The sequence below is a fragment of the Roseibium sp. RKSG952 genome (assembly GCF_009711355.1).
Window position 1 is genome coordinate 37,008 of the sequence record NZ_SMMF01000911.1, and the last position, 16,697, is coordinate 53,704.

Sequence of the window (16,697 nt, forward strand, 5' to 3'; positions counted from 1 at the left end):
ATGGTGCAAGCATTTTCCGCTGGCTGACAAATTCGTTTGACCGGGCGGCGGTTCGGATCTATCCAGATAAGTGGGACACCCCTCCCCAACGAGGGGCACCTATCTGTAAGGGTAGATTAACATGACAGAACAATTTTCGAAGCCGGCAATGCGTCCGGCAAATCCTCATTTCTCGTCTGGTCCGTGCTCAAAACGGCCGGGTTGGTCTCTCGATAAGCTCGCCGATGCACCGTTGGGCCGCTCCCACAGGGCAAAACCCGGCAAGACCAAGCTGGCGCAGGCGATCGACCTGACGCGCAAGGTCCTTAAAGTCCCGGATGACTATCGCATTGGCATTGTACCGGCGTCCGATACCGGGGCTGTTGAGATGGCCCTTTGGTCGCTTCTGGGCGAACGCCCGGTCGACATGCTTGCCTGGGAAAGTTTCGGTGCTGGCTGGGTCGCGGATGTGGTCAAGCAGCTCAAGCTTGAAAACGCCCGCGCGATCACGGCGGAATACGGGTTTTTACCGGACCTGTCCCGGGTCGATTTCAGCCACGATGTCGTTTTCACGTGGAATGGCACGACGTCGGGTGTTCGAGTGCCCAATGGCGACTGGATTGCGGACGACCGTCAGGGGCTGACAATCTGTGATGCGACCTCGGCTGCATTTGCTCAGGATCTCGCCTTCGACAAGCTCGATGTTGTGACCTTCTCCTGGCAGAAGGTGCTGGGTGGTGAGGCGGCCCATGGTGTTCTGATCCTGAGCCCGCGTGCTGTCGAGCGTCTTGAAACATACGTGCCCGCCTGGCCTCTGCCGAAAATTTTCCGTCTGACCAAGGGCGGCAAGCTGATTGAAGGCGTTTTCCGGGGCGAGACCATCAACACACCGTCGATGCTGTGCGTCGAAGACTATCTGGATGCGTTGAAATGGGCCGATGGACTTGGTGGCCTTGATGCTCTGATAGGCCGGGCAGATGCCAATCTCAAGGTGCTGGCCGATTGGGTCGGCCGGACCTCCTGGGTTGGTTTTCTGGCAAAGGAAGCTGAAACACTGTCGAACACATCGGTGTGTCTTGTGATCACCGATCCGCGCGTGACTGCGCTGCCTGCTGCCGATCAGGCGGCATTTGCCAAATCGATATCCTCCCGTTTGGACAAGGAAGAGGTCGGCTTCGATATCGGCTCCTACCGTGACGCACCTCCGGGCCTGCGCATCTGGTGTGGCGCGACTGTCGAAGCGTCAGACCTTGAGGCGCTGACGCCCTGGCTTGACTGGGCGTTTGAAACCGAACTCGGGCAGCTGACCAAGGCTGCCTGAACCCGGTCTTTTCTTGCGCATGCCGGCCACCGCGCCGGGTTTATCCAGACAAGGGAGTAACACATGGCTCCGAAAGTACTGATCTCGGACAAGCTGTCCGAGGCTGCGGTCAAGATATTTGAGGACCGCGGTATCGATGTCGACTTCAAGCCCGAGCTCGGCAAGGACAAGGACGCCTTGCTGTCCGTCATAGGACGCTATGATGGCTTGGCCATCCGCTCGGCAACCAAGGCGACCGAGAAGGTCATTGCGGCGGCCGGCCGGCTCAAGGTGATCGGACGGGCGGGCATTGGCGTTGACAATGTCGATATACCGAAGGCGACCGAACGCGGCATTATTGTCATGAACACGCCGTTCGGTAATGCCATCACCACGGCCGAACATGCAATTGCCATGATGATGGCCGTTGCCCGGCAAATCCCCGCCGCTGATGCCTCGACCCAGTCCGGAAAATGGGAAAAGTCGAAGTTCATGGGCACGGAGGTGTCCGGCAAGACGCTGGGCTTGATCGGCTGCGGCAATATCGGTTCGATTGTCGCGGATCGCGCGCTTGGCTTGCGCATGAAGGTGCTCGCCTTCGACCCGTATCTGACGCCCGAGCGCGCCCTGGCGCTCGGCGTTGAGAAAGTCGATCTGGAGGATTTGCTGCCGCGGGCCGATTTCATCACTCTGCATACACCGCTGACCGACAAGACCCGGAACATCATTGATGCTGCCGCCATTTCGAAAATGAAACGCGGTGCCTATCTGGTCAATTGCGCTCGCGGCGGACTTGCCGACGAGCATGCGGTGCGCGCAGCACTCGAAAGTGGATACCTCGCAGGCGCGGCCTTTGACGTGTTTGTCGAGGAACCGGCACGGGAAAATATTCTGTTCGGGGCCCCGAATTTTGTGTCGACCCCTCATCTTGGGGCATCGACCAATGAGGCACAGGAAAATGTCGCGCTTCAGGTGGCCGAGCAGATGTGCGACTTTTTGCTCGACGGTGCTGTGACCAACGCGTTGAACATGCCGTCGATCTCGGCAGAGGAAGCACCGAAACTGACGCCCTATGTGCGCCTTGCCGAACAGCTCGGGTCATTTGCAGGCCAATTGACGGAAACGGCGATCAAGAAGGTGCGGCTGGAGTTTTCCGGCGCTGTTGCAGAGATGAATACCAATGCATTGACGGCTGCCGCCCTGACCGGCCTGCTCACGCCGCTTCTGCAAACCGTGAACATGGTGTCCGCGCCGACCCTGGCCAGAAGCCGGGGTATTGCCGTTGAAGAGGTTCGCCGTGAACAACAAGGCGCTTACGAAACCTATATCCGTCTCACGGTGTCCACCGAGCGTCAGGAAAAGTCTGTCGCGGGAACCGTCTTTGCTGACGGCAAGCCCCGGATCATTCAGGTGAAGGGCATCAATATGGAAGCCGAACTCGGGCGCCATATGCTCTACATCACCAATGAGGACAAACCCGGCTTTATCGGCCACCTCGGCATGGAGCTCGGCAGTCACGATGTCAACATCGCGACGTTCAACCTGGGCCGTTTGACTGCTGGCGGTGATGCCATCTGTCTGATTGAAGTGGACGAACCTGTTCCGCAGAGCGTGCTCGACCGGTTGCAGGCCGTCACTCATGTCAAGCAGGTCAAACCATTGAGGTTTTGATCCATATGAGAGCTTCAGCGGCCGGATCAGCGGAATTGTTCCGGCCGCCTGACCAGTGCAAGCAATCGGCCATCGAGCACGAGCAGGCCGGCAAGAAGCAATCCGAGACCGCCCATCTGGATCTGTGTCAGTCCTTCCTCCAGAACGACATGTCCGAGCAGGATGGCGCTGGCGGGTACCAGAAAAGTGACCAGAGAGGCATTTGTCGCACCGGCGTCGGCCAACAGTCGGAAATAAATCAGATAGGCGAGGCCGGTCGCCACAAGGCCAAGGGCTGCGACATATCCCCAAACGTCATAGCTGACGTCCGCCGACGACCAGGATCCGGTCGTCAGCAATGCGGCCGGGAACATCGAGAGCGTCGAGCCGGTTAATTGTCCGGTTGCCGACACAAGTGGCGGCAGCCCCGAGAAGCGTTTTGCATAGGCGGCGGCAAAGGCATAGGAACAGGCGGCTCCAAGGCACGCGAGCTGTGCCCGGAACGGAGCCGCATCCAGACCTGACAGGCTGGCCGATAGCATCAGCACGATGCCTGCAAAACCGAACAGGACGCCAACGGCGCGATGAGGCCGGACCGGTTCCTGCCGCAAAAGCAGCGCTGCAACAAGAAATGTGAACAGAGGCGTTGTGGCATTCAGGATCGCGGCCAGCCCGGCGCCGATCGCCGTCTGCCCCCAAAACAGCAGGGAAAACGGGACGGCATTGTTCAATAAACCCATCACGAGAAATGAGATCAGCATGGAAGGGGTCACCGGAAACTTGTGGCCGCTGAAGCGCAGGATCACGTGTAGCGCCCCACATGCCAGGGCAACGCGCAGGAAAACAAGCATCAGCGGCGGGATCTGCGTGACGGCGATTTTCGCAAACAGGAATGATGCGCCCCATATCCCCCCAAGAAGAAAAAGAAGGATCCAGTTCCACCGGCTCATCATGCGTTGCCCCGCTTGTTGTCTTGCTGCGGACACAGGCGTATCTGCCATTTTATAACCCGGACACCCGTTTTGCGATCCGAACCCGTGCGTCGAGCCAGCGAAATGCCAAATTGTCATGAAATTCGGGTCTTAGGGGGCTCGCAAGTTCGGGAGTGAATGGATATAGTCCGCCGCGTTTGCCCCGGGCGGTATGGCCCGGGGCTTGATGTGTTTGTGCTCCGGTTTTGCTTTGTGTTTCGGGGCTGTTTCGCTTCAGGAGGGCGTTGTCTTCATGGCCAATGTTGTTGTCGTCGGTTCGCAGTGGGGTGACGAGGGAAAAGGAAAAATCGTCGACTGGCTGTCCGAACAGGCTGACGTCATTGTGCGCTTTCAGGGCGGGCACAATGCAGGCCACACCCTGGTCATTGACGGCGTGTCCTACAAATTGTCGCTGTTGCCGTCCGGGGTTGCGCGCGAAGGCAAGCTCTCTGTGATCGGGAACGGCGTCGTTCTCGATCCGCATGCCCTTGTCGAAGAGATCACCCGCCTCGGGGAACAGGGTGTTGTCGTGACTGCGGAAACGCTTCGCATTGCCGAAAACGCGACGCTGATCCTGTCTTTGCACCGTGAACTCGACGCCTTGCGAGAAAGCTCAAACACCGGTACCAGGATCGGCACGACAAAGCGGGGCATTGGCCCGGCTTACGAGGACAAGGTCGGACGTCGCGCAATCCGCTTGATGGATCTGAAGAATCTGACCACGTTGCCGGGCAAGATCGACCGGATGCTGGTGCATCACAATGCGCTGCGCCGTGGTCTGGGCCAGGATGAAATCTCCGCACAGGCGATCTATGACGAGCTGGCAAGCGTTGCCGATCAGGTCTTGCCGTTTGTCGACACGGTCTGGAAACTGCTGGACGATCAACGCCGCGCAGGCAAGCGGATCCTGTTTGAAGGTGCCCAAGGCGCCTTGCTCGACATCGATCACGGTACCTATCCGTTCGTGACGTCGTCCAACACCGTGGCCGGGCAGGCGGCGACAGGCTGTGGTCTCGGGCCGGGTTCTGTCGGCTATGTTCTCGGGATCACCAAGGCCTACACAACGCGTGTCGGCGAGGGTCCTTTCCCGACCGAGCAGGACAATGAGGTCGGCGAATTCCTCGGGACCCGCGGTCACGAATTCGGAACCGTTACCGGCCGCCGCCGCCGGTGCGGATGGTTTGATGCTGTTCTGGTGCGTCAGACCGTGTGCACCTCCGGTATCAACGGCATCGCTCTCACCAAGCTTGATGTTCTTGATGGCCTCGACGAGATCAAGATCTGCGTTGGCTATGAACTGGACGGCGAGCGAATCGATTATCTGCCTGCTTCGCAAGGCGCGCAGGAGCGGGTTGTTCCGATCTACGAAACCATGCCGGGGTGGAAAGAATCCACTGAAGGCGCGCGGTCCTGGGTCGATTTGCCGGCTCAGGCCATCAAGTATGTGCGCCGGGTTGAGGAATTGATCGGGGCGCCTGTCGCCTTGCTGTCGACAAGTCCGGAACGTGACGATACGATCCTCGTCCAGAATCCTTTTCAGGATTAAGCCTTTAGAGGATTGCTTGCAGCAGCAAGAGCTGCAGGCCCGGGTTGGGGGCTGTGGTTCAGCCCCCCGCACGGTCACAGCTGCTTGCTGATGTAGCGAGATGTTTGGATGCGGAGCCTCCGGCCCGGGTAGACAAAATCCGGTCCGGGAACAAGCTAATCAGAACCATGAGGGGTTCGATCTTAGCGCGTCTTGATATAATTCTTTAGCGGGGCAACTATTCACCCGGCAAATGGCCGACAGGCAGGACGATGGCTGACTATTACACGATCTTGAAAAAAACGATTTCGGCGCTCCCCGAAAACAACGGTGCCGCGCGCCGCAGCGTTTACACGAGAGCCCGAAATGCGATTGTAAATCAGCTCAAGGCCTACGAACCGCCCCTGTCCCCAAGCGAGATTACTGCGGAGCAGCTGCGCCTTGAAGAGGCCATTCGCAAGGTAGAAGCCGAAGCAGCGCGCGAGGTGCTTGGACTGGCCCCGGTCTCCAAACCGGCCGCATCGGAAGCCGAACAGCCCAAAACCGAACAGCCGAAAGCTGAAGCGGCCCCGCCCCCCAAAGAGGCTGCCCCTCAGCCGAAGGCCGAGCCTCAAGCTACAAAACAAAATTCGCCGGCCAGCGCCAAACCGGCTGCGCCGGATCCCGCGCCCAAACCTGCGGAGCAGGCGCCGGCTCCAGCACACGCTGCCAAACCGGAGCCGAAAGCCGAGGCGAAACCGCAGGCTCCTGCCAACGCTCCAAAGGCTGCGGCAACACCAGCCGAGCCTAAGCAGCCAACGGCCGAACCGGGAAAGCCGGCCCCGGCGAAGGCCGCTGAACCCCAAGCGCCGCGCCCCAAACCGGATGCGCAGGCTGGCGAAGGAAAGCCGCAGAAGCCTCAGGAAGCCGCTTCAGGGAAACCAGCCGCGCAAGCGGTGAAGCCGGGCTCCGCTCCGGCAGCGGCCAAGGCCGGGCCTAGCGCTCCCAAACACCCTGCCGAGAAGCCGGCGGCCGGACCCGCCCCGAAACCGGCAGCGGAACCACAGCAAAAAGCCCAAGCCGAACAGGCCAAGGCTGCTGCAGCGCCCAAACAACCTGCAGATCCAAAGCAGAACAAACAGGCTCCCGCGAAGCAGGATCCAAGCCCGAAAGTTGAGGCTGCGGCCCCCCAAAAAACGGATGCTGCACAAAAAGCGGCTGCTCAGCCAGCAGCACCGCAAAAGTCCGGCCCGGAGAAGTCCTCTGCGCCCGAGCCTGCTGTATCCAAACCGGCTCAGCCGCAAGCGGCGGCTCCACAGTCACAGGTCCAGCCGCCTAAAAAAGCACCTTCGCCGCTGAAGGACACCATTGAAGCTGCGCAAAAGCTTGGAACGGCCACCCACAAGGCGGCCGAGTCGAGCAAACAGGATATGGCGGCTGCGGCAGCTGGCGCAAAGGGTGAGCGCAAGGAACCCGTTCTTACAGCCGCCAAGCCGACGCCCAAATCGGACCCTGCAAATAGCAAGACCGGCGCGGCAAACGAAAGTGCCGGCACAGCAAGTGCGGAAAAAAAGGCCGGCAAGATCCCGGGCGTGACGCCTGGGGCCCAAAGGAAAAAGCAGACAAAACCGGCTTCCGGCTCGATCGGTCAAAGCAGTGGCCGCTCGATTGTGTCGCTTTTCCTGATCATGGTCGTCATTCTGGTTGGCATCGGCATTTTGGGTGTGGTGTACCTGCAGCGCGCCGTGATTGCCGCGCTGATTTTTGGCGATGACCAGCAAACCGTTGCAATGGCTCCTGACACTGCCGACAGTGTTGAGCCTGCAGAGCCCGCCGAGACAGCCTCCGTAGCGCCATCACCAACGCCAACGGCACCTGCGGCCCCCGAACCCGCCAAGAACGCCGACAGGCTTCTGGATGCAAATGGGGAGCCTGCGGCCGCCCCCGATGCGCGCACTGTCACGACCACGCTGATTACGCCGCAGGATCTTGAAGCTGCGGTCGAGCCTGATACGGCATCTGCGGCACAGGCACCTGCGACCGAAGACAGGGTGCCGCAAGCACCGGATGCGCAAATCGCGGCCCTGACCAGCCCGAGCACAATTGATGATCCGACACAGGCTCTTTCAGGTGCAACGGAAACGCCAGCCCTTTTGGGGTCACAGCGGTCGATCCTCTATGAGGAAGGCGAACAGGCAAACGGTTCGGGAACAGCATCGAATGGCGAGGTTGTCTGGTCGCTGGAAAGTGAAACCGATATCCAGGGCCGTTCGCAAGAGGTCCTGGCCGCCGCTATCCGCATCCCTGAACGCGATCTGAGTGTCAATCTTCGCATCAAGCCGAATGACGACAGCTCTTTGCCAGCGAGCCACCTGGTCGAAATCCGGTATGATTTCCCGGAAAACTTCTCCTCCGGTGATGTCGTGAATGTCCCGGGGCTGGTGATGAAGCCGACGGAAGAAGCGCGCGGAGATGCCCTGCTCGGAGCATCGGTCAAGGTCTCGGAAGGCTATTTCTGGATCGCCCTTTCCAGTCTGGCGAGCGAGCGCGAACGCAACATGGGGCTCCTCAGTGACCGCGGCTGGATCGACATCCCGATGCTGTTCGATACGGGCAAACGCGGAATCCTGACCTTGGAAAAAGGACCGACGGGCACCGAGCTTGTTGAACAGGCGGTCGCTGCATGGCAGCCTCAATAGGAATGACTTGCAATTCATGAAACACCGGGGCATGGTTTGCCCCGGTCCGAGGGGTGTTCCGCAGCGGAACTGAGATGGCTCATAGCCGAACCCTTAGAACCTGATCCGGGTCATGCCGGCGAAGGGACGGAAGCCTTTAGCCTTTCCCGGATCTCCAATATCGAACGCTGAGCCAGTCGGGGCCAGCGCGGGGGGATCCAGCGTGTTGAAACTGAACGCCAGTCTTGGCACCGATCAGGCAGGCCGCATTCCGTTTTCACAAAACGCATTGCGCCAGGTCATATTGCGATTGGTGAGGGTCGGCTTGGGGCTCGCGCTTGCAATCGGCATCTGGGAAGCCGTGGTCCGGATTTTCGCGCTCCCACCATTCATGCTTCCCGGTCCCATGCGTGTAGCGGATGCGTTCCTTTCTCAAAGCGGTTTTCTTTTGCATCATGCGTCCATCACGGCCTTTGAAACCGTTTTGGGATTTATCTGCGGCGTGACAGCCGGCACTGTTTTGGCAATCATGATGTGGTTGTTTCCGCTTTTCCGCAGGGGACTCCTGCCTGCCGTGTTGGTCACCCAGGCGTTGCCGGTTTTTGCAATTGCTCCGATTTTGGTCTTGTGGCTTGGCTTCGGTCTCGCATCCAAGATCGTGATGGCGGTGCTGGTCATCTTTTTCGCGGTGACCTCGACCTTCTATGACGGCTTGCGCCGGGCCGATCCCGGTCTCACGGACCTTGCCCGGCTCTACCGTTTGCCGCGCTGGAAGGAGCTGTTGTACTTCCGGATCCCCGCCGGGCTTCCGGCCCTTGCCTCCGGCATGCGCATTGCCGCAGTCTTTGCACCGATTGGCGCCATTGTTGGTGAATGGGTCGGGGCCAAGGGCGGGCTTGCCTTCATCATGCTTCAGAGCAACGCACGCATGCAGACCGACGTCATGTTTGCAGCGCTCATTCTGTTGGCCATCATGGTGCTGATCCTGCGCTTTCTGGTCGACCATCTCACACGTTTTCTAGTTCCCTGGCAGGTCGAGGATTGATCTGCCCAAATCCATTTGGAGGATACTGATGAAAAAACGCCTGCTCGGCGCGTTGTGCGCAGCCGCATTGACCGTCGGACTATCCGCATCGGCTCAGGCTGCGGAAAAGCTGACCGTCCTGCTGGACTGGTTTACCAACCCGGATCATGCCCCCTTGATCACCGCGCAAGCCAAGGGCTTCTTTGAAGCCGAGGGGATTGAAGTCGAATTTATCGAGCCGGCTGATCCGGCAATGCCGCCGAAGCTTGTCGCCGCCGGACAGGGGGATATCGCGGTTTCCTACCAGCCGACCCTGCATGCGCAGATCAATGAAGGCTTGCCGGTTGCCCGCATCGGCACCTTGGTGGAGACGCCGCTCAACTCCCTGATCGTGTTGAAGGACGGTCCGATCAAGGAACTGTCTGATCTCAAAGGCAAGAAGATCGGCTTTTCCGTCTCCGGTTTTGAAGACGCCATGCTGTCGCAGATGCTGAAGTCCGTCGGCCTGTCGGTGAATGACGTTGAGCTGATCAATGTCAACTTCGCCCTGTCTCCCTCGCTCATGTCCGGTCAGGTCGATGCCGTGATCGGGGCCTACCGGAATTTCGAACTGACGCAGATCGAGATCGAAGGCAAGGAAGGTAAGGCATTTTATCCGGAAGAAAACGGTGTGCCGATCTTCGACGAACTGATCTATGTGGTTCACAAGGACAAGGTCGATGATCCGCGCTATGCCAAGTTCATGGCGGCAATCGAAGCGGCGACGATTTATCTGACCAATCATCCGGACGAAGCCTGGAACGCGTTCATCGAGGCCTATCCGAACCTCAACGACGAGCTGAACAGCCGCGCCTGGGTCGATACCTTGCCGCGGTTTGCCAAGCGCCCGGCCGCACTCGATGAGGGCCGCTATCAGCGGTTCGCCGAGTTCATGCATGAAAACGGCTTGATTGATGAAGTCGTGCCGGTCGACACATATGCGGTCGAAATCCGCTAAGGCCTGAGCCTTGAACGGGTGCTGCCCGCGAGATCCTGACAACGGGATTAGCGGGCGGCGCTTTGTCCGGGTTCCGACCGGTCCGGATCTGCTGGCCTTTTTGCGTTTTCGCGGAGACGCTCCTCGAAACGATCGTAAAATGCCGCGAGTTTTCGGGGCGCAGCCCGGCGGCATGGCCAGAGTTTCCTGAGAGCGGCTTCCGGGCTGCCTTCGGTATCGGCCGCTATGAGCTCCAGATGACAGTCTTGAAGCGTCCGGAAGGGCTCGGATTGTGCGAAAACCTCGTCTCCAACGAGTGCAAACAATTTGACCGGCCGGGATTTGCCCTTGAGCGATATCTCCCCCGCCTCAAGATAGGCAAACATCGGGGCAGCGTCTCGGGTGGCATCGGACACGAGAAGGTCCGCACCGACGGCCTTGCAACTGGACTCGATCCTCGATGCGACATTTACGGCGTCTCCGATGACCGAATAGTTGAACCGGTTGTCTGACCCCATATTGCCGACACAGGCTTCGCCCGAATTGAGACCGATCCCGATCTGTACGGTTTGTGTCTTCAGGGCGCGGGCCTTGAAGCCGAAGCTATCCTCTCCGTTGAGCCGGTCGACAACCCGCAGCATTTTCAATGCCGCGCGGCAGGCATGTTCTGCGTGGTTCGGGATCGCAAGCGGTGCGTTCCAGAATGCCATGATGCTGTCCCCGATATACTTGTCGATGGTGCCGTCTTCGGCCTGAATGGCATTGGAGAGAGGAGAAAGCAAAGCGTTCAGGAACCGGACAAGTTCGGTGGGGGTCAGCTGTTCCGAGATTGGGGTGAAGCCGCGGATGTCCATGAACAGGATGGTCATGTCGCGCATTTCGCCGCCAAGTGTCAGCTGTTCGGGAGACTTCTCGAGCTGTGAAACCAGGTGCGGCGAGAGATATTGGCCAAAAGCCTGACGGACAAAACGTTTTTCTCTAAGCGTGAAGATGTAGAGCAACAATGTCGAGAAGGCGAAAATGATGAACGCGGACAGGCTTGGATAAACCGGGTCAATCAGTATTCCGAAATCGGAAAAGGCAAAGATCGACACGCCGACAACCAGCATGACCAGGATGCCGCCAAGTGCGGCCGTTGCGATCCCGCCGAGGACCGGCAGAGCGGCGATCGTGATGGCGCCGAGGAGGAAGGTGCCAAGGATTTCCGCGCCATTGGCCCAGTCGGGGCGCTCAATAAAGTGCCCACCGATCATTTGCTCGGCGGCCTGCGCATGGATGGAAACGCCCGGTACGACCTCGCCGAGGGGGGTTGCCCGGATATCCAGAAGTCCGGCGGCCGAGGTGCCGACGAATATGATATGACCTTCGACCAGTGGTCTGACCCGGGCATGCTGTGAAGGGTCGAGGATGGCCGCGACAGACACATAGCGGTCTGGCCGGTCCTCGTCGAAATGGATCCACATTTCACCGTGGCGGTTGGTCGGGATCTCGAATGCGCCAACCTTTACGTCGGTTACCGCGGGTATTGCGCCCCTGATTTCTCCGCTGGCTCCGGTGGAGCGGACGAGCAAGCCGCTTGCACCTTGCGCGACCCGGAGCGCCTCGGTGGCGAGGCCTGGATAGACCTGTGATCCATCGCTGAACAGCAAGGGGATTCTGCGCACGATTCCACCCATATCGCTATGGGCCAGAGACATTCCGCCAACTCCGCTCGCAGCCCCCTCGAGAACCGGGAGGTTGGGCAGGGCCGACAGGAATGGCGGAAGGACATTTGCAGGATTGTCGCCGCCGAAGGCAAAGCCGGCCTTGACGGACGGTTTTCCCCCGCTGACATCGGGCACCAGCGCGAACCCCAGCACGACGGGGGCTTGCGAGATCATGTCCGCAAAAACGAGATCATGATCCGGCAAGGCTTCAAGAAGATGCACGACGCTGCTGAGATCATGGGAATGAAAGTTTTCACTCAGCCTGGCAGGAGACGTTCGGTCGGGTTCACTGAAAACAATATCAAACGCGATGACCGCAGCCCCCAGTTCATCGAGATTGCGGACAACTTCGGCAAGCCGTGTTCTTGGCCAGGGCCACTGTCCATATTGCCCGATTGCGTTTTCGTCGATGTCGACGATCCGGACCGGCACCGGTTGATACTCCCGCGGCGCAAACCGTTGATAGGCATCAAAGGTCAGTTCGCGAATGGCGGTCAACAGCTCGGGATTCGCAACGCGGTACAGCGTCAGAAGTGCGAGAAGGGCCGTTGCCACGACCCCGATCAGGAAACGCTTTCCAGAAAATCGTCTGAGCACCGTCCGCATAACACTATTCCGGATGAAATCCGGATTAGCCTATGCGCCTTGTTGAATGCCTTCAAGACGCAGCGTTAGTTTGGTGCGCGCATATGAAAAAGGCGGTCACCCGGACCGCCTTTCGCAGAAAACTGAATTGCCCGGATGTTCTACATCATCGCCGGTGCTTCAAGCGCCTTGGCGCTGTTCCGGACAGCTTTTTGAACTTTTTCGAACGCCCGGACTTCAATCTGGCGGACACGTTCGCGGCTGACACCAAATTCACCGGACAGGTCTTCAAGTGTCATGGGGTCTTCGGACAGGCGCCGGGCCTCGAAAATCCGCCGTTCCCGTTCGTTCAGGACATCCATCGCATTGCTGAGCAACTTGCGGCGCACATCGAGTTCTTCCTGATTGGCGAGAATGGTCTCCTGACTATCGCCCTCGTCGACCAGCCAATCCTGCCACTCGCCGGCATCTGCTTCGGCGCGTACCGGGGCGTTCAGGCTGGCATCCCCGCCAAGCCGGCGGTTCATGGAGATCACTTCATCTTCGGAAACGCCAAGCCGGGTGGCGATCTCCTGCACCTGATCGGGCTTCAGATCGCCTTCGTCCAGTGCCTGGATCTTGCCTTTCAGGCGGCGCAGGTTGAAGAACAGCCGTTTCTGGTTGGCCGTTGTGCCCATCTTGACGAGCGACCAGGAGCGCAGGATGTACTCCTGAATGGCAGCCTTGATCCACCACATGGCGTAGGTCGCCAGACGGAAACCCTTGTCCGGCTCAAATCTTTTGACGGCCTGCATCAAGCCGACATTGCCTTCGGAAACCACTTCGGCAATGGGCAGGCCATAACCGCGGTATCCCATGGCGATCTTGGCAACGAGGCGCAGATGAGAGTTGACGAGCCGTTCTGCGGCTTCTGGATCTTCGTGCTCCTTGTAGCGCTTGGCGAGCATATACTCTTCCTGCGGCTGGAGCATCGGAAACTTGCGGATCTCATCGAGGTAACGGCTCAGGCCGCCTTCCCCCGCTGTGAGCATAGGTATATTCTGGGCCATCAGATGCGCCCCCTTTCTCCCAGTTTGACGTCCCCCATCGACGGGCTTTCCCGGCTTCCTGACGCGACAGCCGGACGCAGCTTTCAAGGCAGACATCCTTGTTCCGGCGTCCGGGTCCGGCACGCCAGCCCCGCTAATATAAGTAGGTTCTAACCGATTACATGGAAAAAAGCTGGAATCATGTTCTAAAAACTTCGTAATGTTTGTAAAAGTTCATTGAAATCAGATGGGTAGGGGCTTGTGAAGCGGAGCGTTTCTCCCGAAATCGGATGCTCGAAGGCCAGTAGTCCGGCATGGAGGGCCTGACGGGAGAATCGGTTCACAACGCTTTTGAGCGGTTCATCCAGACGATTGGTTTTCGTTTTGAAGCCCGAGCCATAGTCCTGATCCCCGATCAGGGGATGGCCGATATGCGCCATGTGCACCCGGATCTGGTGTGTGCGGCCGGTTTCAAGCCGGCATTCGATCAGGCTTGCGAGCGGGTTCTGGTCTTTGGGGCCGAACCGCTCCTGGATCTGCCAATGGGTAACGGCGTGCCGCCCGGCAGTCTTGACCACTGCAATCTTCTGGCGATTGGCCTGAGACCGGGCAAGGTTCGCGTTCACCGTGCCCTTGAGACCTGACGGCGCGCCCCAGACGAGGGCGGCATAGGCCCGCTCCAGAGGCCCTGTCTTTCCGTGATCGGCGAATTGGGCGGACAGTCCCTGATGGGCCCGGTCGGTCTTGGCAACCACCAGCAATCCGCTCGTGTCCTTGTCAATGCGGTGAACAATCCCCGGCCGTTTGACGCCTCCGACGCCGGACAGGCTGTCGCCGCAATGGTGGATCAGCGCGTTGACCAGCGTGCCTGTCCAGTTGCCGGCGCCCGGATGGACGACCAGTCCGGCCGGTTTGTCGACGACGATCAGTGCATCGTCTTCGTAGACGATCGACAGCGGAATGTTCTCCGGCTGCGGGTCCGGATCCTCTGCTTCAGGTAGCCGCAGGACCACGGCATCGCCTTCGTTGACCCTGTGCTTGGGCTCCACTATCTTCGCGCCGCCGACGGTGACTTCACCGGCCTTGATCAGCGCTTGCACGCGATTGCGGCTTAAAGTTTCCAGTTGGCCAGCCAAAACGGCATCGAGCCGTTTGCCGGTGTCCTCACTTGAAACCGTTATGGAAAAGTCCGCGTCAAGCGCGTGCGGATCGTCAGGAGTAATATTTGTCATGTCTCGGCCGGACGTAAGGGATGAAGAACGGGAAGAGCCGCCGCTCGATCCAGCCTCGCAGCGCATTCAGGTAAAACTACGCAGACTGTTGCTCGGCTCGTCCCTGATCATGTTTGTCGGGTTTATCGCCGTCTTTGCAGCAATCTTCTACAAGATCAATAGCGGTGGCCCTGAAGCGGCAATTGAATTTCCGTCTTCAATCGCGGTGACCGCAGGCGGTGAGGTCACTCAGATGGCTACCGGGAACGGTGTTATCCTGTTTGTCGTGAAAGGGACGGATGGTGCGGACAGCCTTGTTCGTGTCGACGCCGAAAGCGGCGCAATCCTCTCCCGGACAAGCATTTGATACCAACCGCCCGAGCCGGAGGAAAACCTTATCAAAAGGGTCAATAGTTCGGGCGGTTGGTAAAAGGGGCTGCCCGGGCGATTTGGCGTGATTTTGTCCGGGTCCGACAGCGATGGACTTCAGAGACCCTTCTGCGGCGTCGATTGCGGTTTGATAGTTTGCTTGGCTTTGGCGAGAACCGAATAAACGCTATCCCGTGGCGCAGCATGGCCTGAATTTTTCCGTGAACGCGCATGCCCGTAATGCGGTTCGAGCGGCCACCCCCGGGGCCTGACCTTTCGGACCGAAGCCGTAAATTCGGCATGGTTTCCGCAGCATGTACGCGGGTCTCAGCCTGGTGCCTTGTGGCGGTCAGGGTCCTGATAGAACTCTATGATGCATGTGCCGGGATCCACGGCGGCGGAATGCTCCACTTGATCTCCTATGGCAAAGGTTTCACCGGCATTGAATACGCAGGGCAGTCCATCGATCACCATGGCAGTCCTGCCCTGCAGAATGACCCCCATTTGGGGGCCATGCCGATGCGTTGGAACCTCGGCCCCGTCTGGAAATTCCCAGAACACGACCTGTCCGTGAGGTCCGGACAACAACCATCCGAAGGTGCCTGCGAAGGGTGTCTCGATCCGAGGCAGTTTCTTGATCCAATCAGGGTACATGGCCAGCAGGGGTCCTTCGTTTGTTTGCCTAAAATTGAAAATCCCTGGCTTGGGAGGGCGTTGCGGCTTCCGGTGAGTGGACGGATTGATAGAGGGTCCACACCATCGTTGGACGGAAGAAGTTGACAGCTTGCAGCGGAAGATCGGAGACCGTGTCAATCGACCCGATGCAAGCATCGAAGTGTCCCGCAGCCGCAGCCTCAACTGCCAATGGTTTTGAATTGAAAAAAGTCATCTCGGCGTTGCCACATATCTGCCGGGCAAAAACGCTCGTGGCCGGATGCAACGCGATTGACCTGACTGATCCTGTATTTGGCACACGCTTGCGGTTGATCGCCAGACACATTGGTTTTGTGGCGCTCTCCCAAAGGCCCACCATATGCATCCTTCCAAGCAGACTAAAATGTGTGTCGACCCAGGAATCGCCTAATGCTCCGGCGTGGAAATCCAGATATCCGGTCGGGACAAGCGCATAGCTTCTGGTGATTTCTGCATGGTCAACGGCGTCGGCGAAGGATTGAAACAACCGGACATGGGAGGAGCACTTGCGGGCTTCATGCGCAGAGTCTGTTCCACTTGGGCCAAGTGTCGAGATCACGCCCTCAATTCGCCTTGGGCTATTGCAGGTTCTCCCAAGCAAGATCAATCTCCTTCACCGTCAATGATAGTACAAGGGGCAGTGTGCGTAATGCCTCGTAGCATGTATGCCGGAGGCTAAATTGAAATCGTTGAGTATCAAGACATTATCTATGGGCTTCATTATGTAAATACAATAAAAACTCAAAATTATAGTTTTATTAATCAGTATTAAAAAACGAAGTATAATAAATTACATGATTTTTGCATCGTATTTATATTTGTCATTATTGTGTTGGGGGCGTTACAGGAAGATGCGAGGCCCTTCAAACAATCGAATATCGCCTGGTCAAGGATCAGAACCCGGCAAAAGCGAATGAGAATGGCGCGGAGTGAATTCAGGCGTGAAGTGCAACACAGTATTGGCTGCTCAATCTGCAGTCTTCTTTTTCAGGAAAGGCCTTCCAAGGCATAATGTGCCTTGAA

At 58.5% G+C, this 16,697-nt stretch carries 13 protein-coding genes and 1 riboswitch; of the genes, 7 read left to right on the forward strand and 6 right to left on the reverse strand.

What is annotated here, in order from left to right; genetic code table 11:
• The first annotated feature begins 121 nt into the window (after window positions 1-121).
• Together E1297_RS18880 and serA are read left to right on the forward strand one after the other, a co-directional pair.
• Window positions 122-1,300, forward strand: a complete 1,179-nt coding sequence (locus tag E1297_RS18880; RefSeq protein WP_155141088.1) for a phosphoserine transaminase — start codon at window positions 122-124, stop codon at window positions 1,298-1,300.
• A gap of 63 nt (window positions 1,301-1,363) precedes the next feature.
• Complete coding sequence (gene serA / locus E1297_RS18885; RefSeq protein WP_155141089.1) at window positions 1,364-2,950, forward strand: phosphoglycerate dehydrogenase; 1,587 nt, start codon at window positions 1,364-1,366, stop codon at window positions 2,948-2,950.
• A 26-nt stretch (window positions 2,951-2,976) separates the two neighbouring features.
• Here the strand turns inward: serA and E1297_RS18890 are convergent, their stop codons facing one another.
• Window positions 2,977-3,930 (reverse strand): DMT family transporter, encoded by a 954-nt coding sequence (locus tag E1297_RS18890; protein WP_209015857.1) that lies wholly within the window; start codon window positions 3,928-3,930, stop codon window positions 2,977-2,979.
• Window positions 3,931-4,153: 223 nt separating this feature from the next.
• On the opposite strand from E1297_RS18890, the gene E1297_RS18895 reads away from it, so the two are divergent.
• From E1297_RS18895 to E1297_RS18910, 4 genes are all read left to right on the forward strand, one after another.
• Window positions 4,154-5,446, forward strand: coding sequence for an adenylosuccinate synthase (locus E1297_RS18895; protein ID WP_155141091.1), 1,293 nt, complete (start codon window positions 4,154-4,156; stop codon window positions 5,444-5,446).
• 251 nt (window positions 5,447-5,697) lie between these two features.
• Window positions 5,698-8,103 (forward strand): hypothetical protein, encoded by a 2,406-nt coding sequence (locus E1297_RS18900; RefSeq protein WP_155141093.1) that lies wholly within the window; start codon window positions 5,698-5,700, stop codon window positions 8,101-8,103.
• A 39-nt stretch (window positions 8,104-8,142) separates the two neighbouring features.
• Window positions 8,143-8,247, forward strand: a riboswitch (TPP riboswitch).
• A gap of 226 nt (window positions 8,248-8,473) precedes the next feature.
• Window positions 8,474-9,127 (forward strand): ABC transporter permease, encoded by a 654-nt coding sequence (locus E1297_RS18905; protein ID WP_244327811.1) that lies wholly within the window; start codon window positions 8,474-8,476, stop codon window positions 9,125-9,127.
• A 28-nt stretch (window positions 9,128-9,155) separates the two neighbouring features.
• Window positions 9,156-10,103 (forward strand): ABC transporter substrate-binding protein, encoded by a 948-nt coding sequence (locus E1297_RS18910; protein ID WP_155141097.1) that lies wholly within the window; start codon window positions 9,156-9,158, stop codon window positions 10,101-10,103.
• A gap of 47 nt (window positions 10,104-10,150) precedes the next feature.
• Here the strand turns inward: E1297_RS18910 and E1297_RS18915 are convergent, their stop codons facing one another.
• From E1297_RS18915 to E1297_RS18925, 3 genes are all read right to left on the reverse strand, one after another.
• Window positions 10,151-12,394, reverse strand: a complete 2,244-nt coding sequence (locus tag E1297_RS18915; RefSeq protein WP_196223358.1) for a CHASE2 domain-containing protein — start codon at window positions 12,392-12,394, stop codon at window positions 10,151-10,153.
• A gap of 140 nt (window positions 12,395-12,534) precedes the next feature.
• Window positions 12,535-13,422 carry an RNA polymerase sigma factor RpoH gene (rpoH, locus tag E1297_RS18920; protein ID WP_155141099.1) on the reverse strand — a complete coding sequence of 296 codons (888 nt, stop codon included), beginning with the start codon at window positions 13,420-13,422 and terminating at the stop codon, window positions 12,535-12,537.
• Between the two features lie 185 nt (window positions 13,423-13,607).
• The gene (locus E1297_RS18925) at window positions 13,608-14,633 is read right to left on the reverse strand and encodes an RluA family pseudouridine synthase (RefSeq protein ID WP_155141100.1); all 1,026 of its coding nucleotides are present in this window, start codon (window positions 14,631-14,633) and stop codon (window positions 13,608-13,610) included.
• Between E1297_RS18925 and E1297_RS18930 the strand changes: the two genes are divergently transcribed.
• Complete coding sequence (locus E1297_RS18930; RefSeq protein WP_155141102.1) at window positions 14,632-14,979, forward strand: hypothetical protein; 348 nt, start codon at window positions 14,632-14,634, stop codon at window positions 14,977-14,979. The genes E1297_RS18925 and E1297_RS18930 overlap by 2 nt on opposite strands.
• 329 nt (window positions 14,980-15,308) lie before the next feature.
• On the opposite strand, the gene E1297_RS18935 is transcribed toward E1297_RS18930, so the two are convergent.
• Both E1297_RS18935 and E1297_RS18940 read right to left on the reverse strand, forming a co-directional pair.
• A complete protein-coding gene (locus E1297_RS18935; protein ID WP_155141104.1) occupies window positions 15,309-15,635 on the reverse strand; it encodes a hypothetical protein in 327 nt (108 codons plus the stop codon).
• A 28-nt stretch (window positions 15,636-15,663) separates the two neighbouring features.
• Window positions 15,664-15,981, reverse strand: coding sequence for a hypothetical protein (locus E1297_RS18940; protein ID WP_155141106.1), 318 nt, complete (start codon window positions 15,979-15,981; stop codon window positions 15,664-15,666).
• Window positions 15,982-16,697 lie beyond the last annotated feature (716 nt).

Bases quoted from the DNA above. Each gene is read 5' to 3' on its own strand.
- E1297_RS18880 (WP_155141088.1), top strand. From the start codon at position 122: ATGACAGAACAATTTTCGAAGCCGGCAATGCGTCCGGCAAATCCTCAT.
- serA (WP_155141089.1), top strand. From the start codon at position 1,364: ATGGCTCCGAAAGTACTGATCTCGGACAAGCTGTCCGAGGCTGCGGTC.
- E1297_RS18890 (WP_209015857.1), bottom strand. From the start codon at position 3,930: ATGGCAGATACGCCTGTGTCCGCAGCAAGACAACAAGCGGGGCAACGC.
- E1297_RS18895 (WP_155141091.1), top strand. From the start codon at position 4,154: ATGGCCAATGTTGTTGTCGTCGGTTCGCAGTGGGGTGACGAGGGAAAA.
- E1297_RS18900 (WP_155141093.1), top strand. From the start codon at position 5,698: ATGGCTGACTATTACACGATCTTGAAAAAAACGATTTCGGCGCTCCCC.
- E1297_RS18905 (WP_244327811.1), top strand. From the start codon at position 8,474: ATGCTTCCCGGTCCCATGCGTGTAGCGGATGCGTTCCTTTCTCAAAGC.
- E1297_RS18910 (WP_155141097.1), top strand. From the start codon at position 9,156: ATGAAAAAACGCCTGCTCGGCGCGTTGTGCGCAGCCGCATTGACCGTC.
- E1297_RS18915 (WP_196223358.1), bottom strand. From the start codon at position 12,394: ATGCGGACGGTGCTCAGACGATTTTCTGGAAAGCGTTTCCTGATCGGG.
- rpoH (WP_155141099.1), bottom strand. From the start codon at position 13,422: ATGGCCCAGAATATACCTATGCTCACAGCGGGGGAAGGCGGCCTGAGC.
- E1297_RS18930 (WP_155141102.1), top strand. From the start codon at position 14,632: ATGTCTCGGCCGGACGTAAGGGATGAAGAACGGGAAGAGCCGCCGCTC.
- E1297_RS18925 (WP_155141100.1), bottom strand. From the start codon at position 14,633: ATGACAAATATTACTCCTGACGATCCGCACGCGCTTGACGCGGACTTT.
- E1297_RS18935 (WP_155141104.1), bottom strand. From the start codon at position 15,635: ATGTACCCTGATTGGATCAAGAAACTGCCTCGGATCGAGACACCCTTC.
- E1297_RS18940 (WP_155141106.1), bottom strand. From the start codon at position 15,981: ATGTGTCTGGCGATCAACCGCAAGCGTGTGCCAAATACAGGATCAGTC.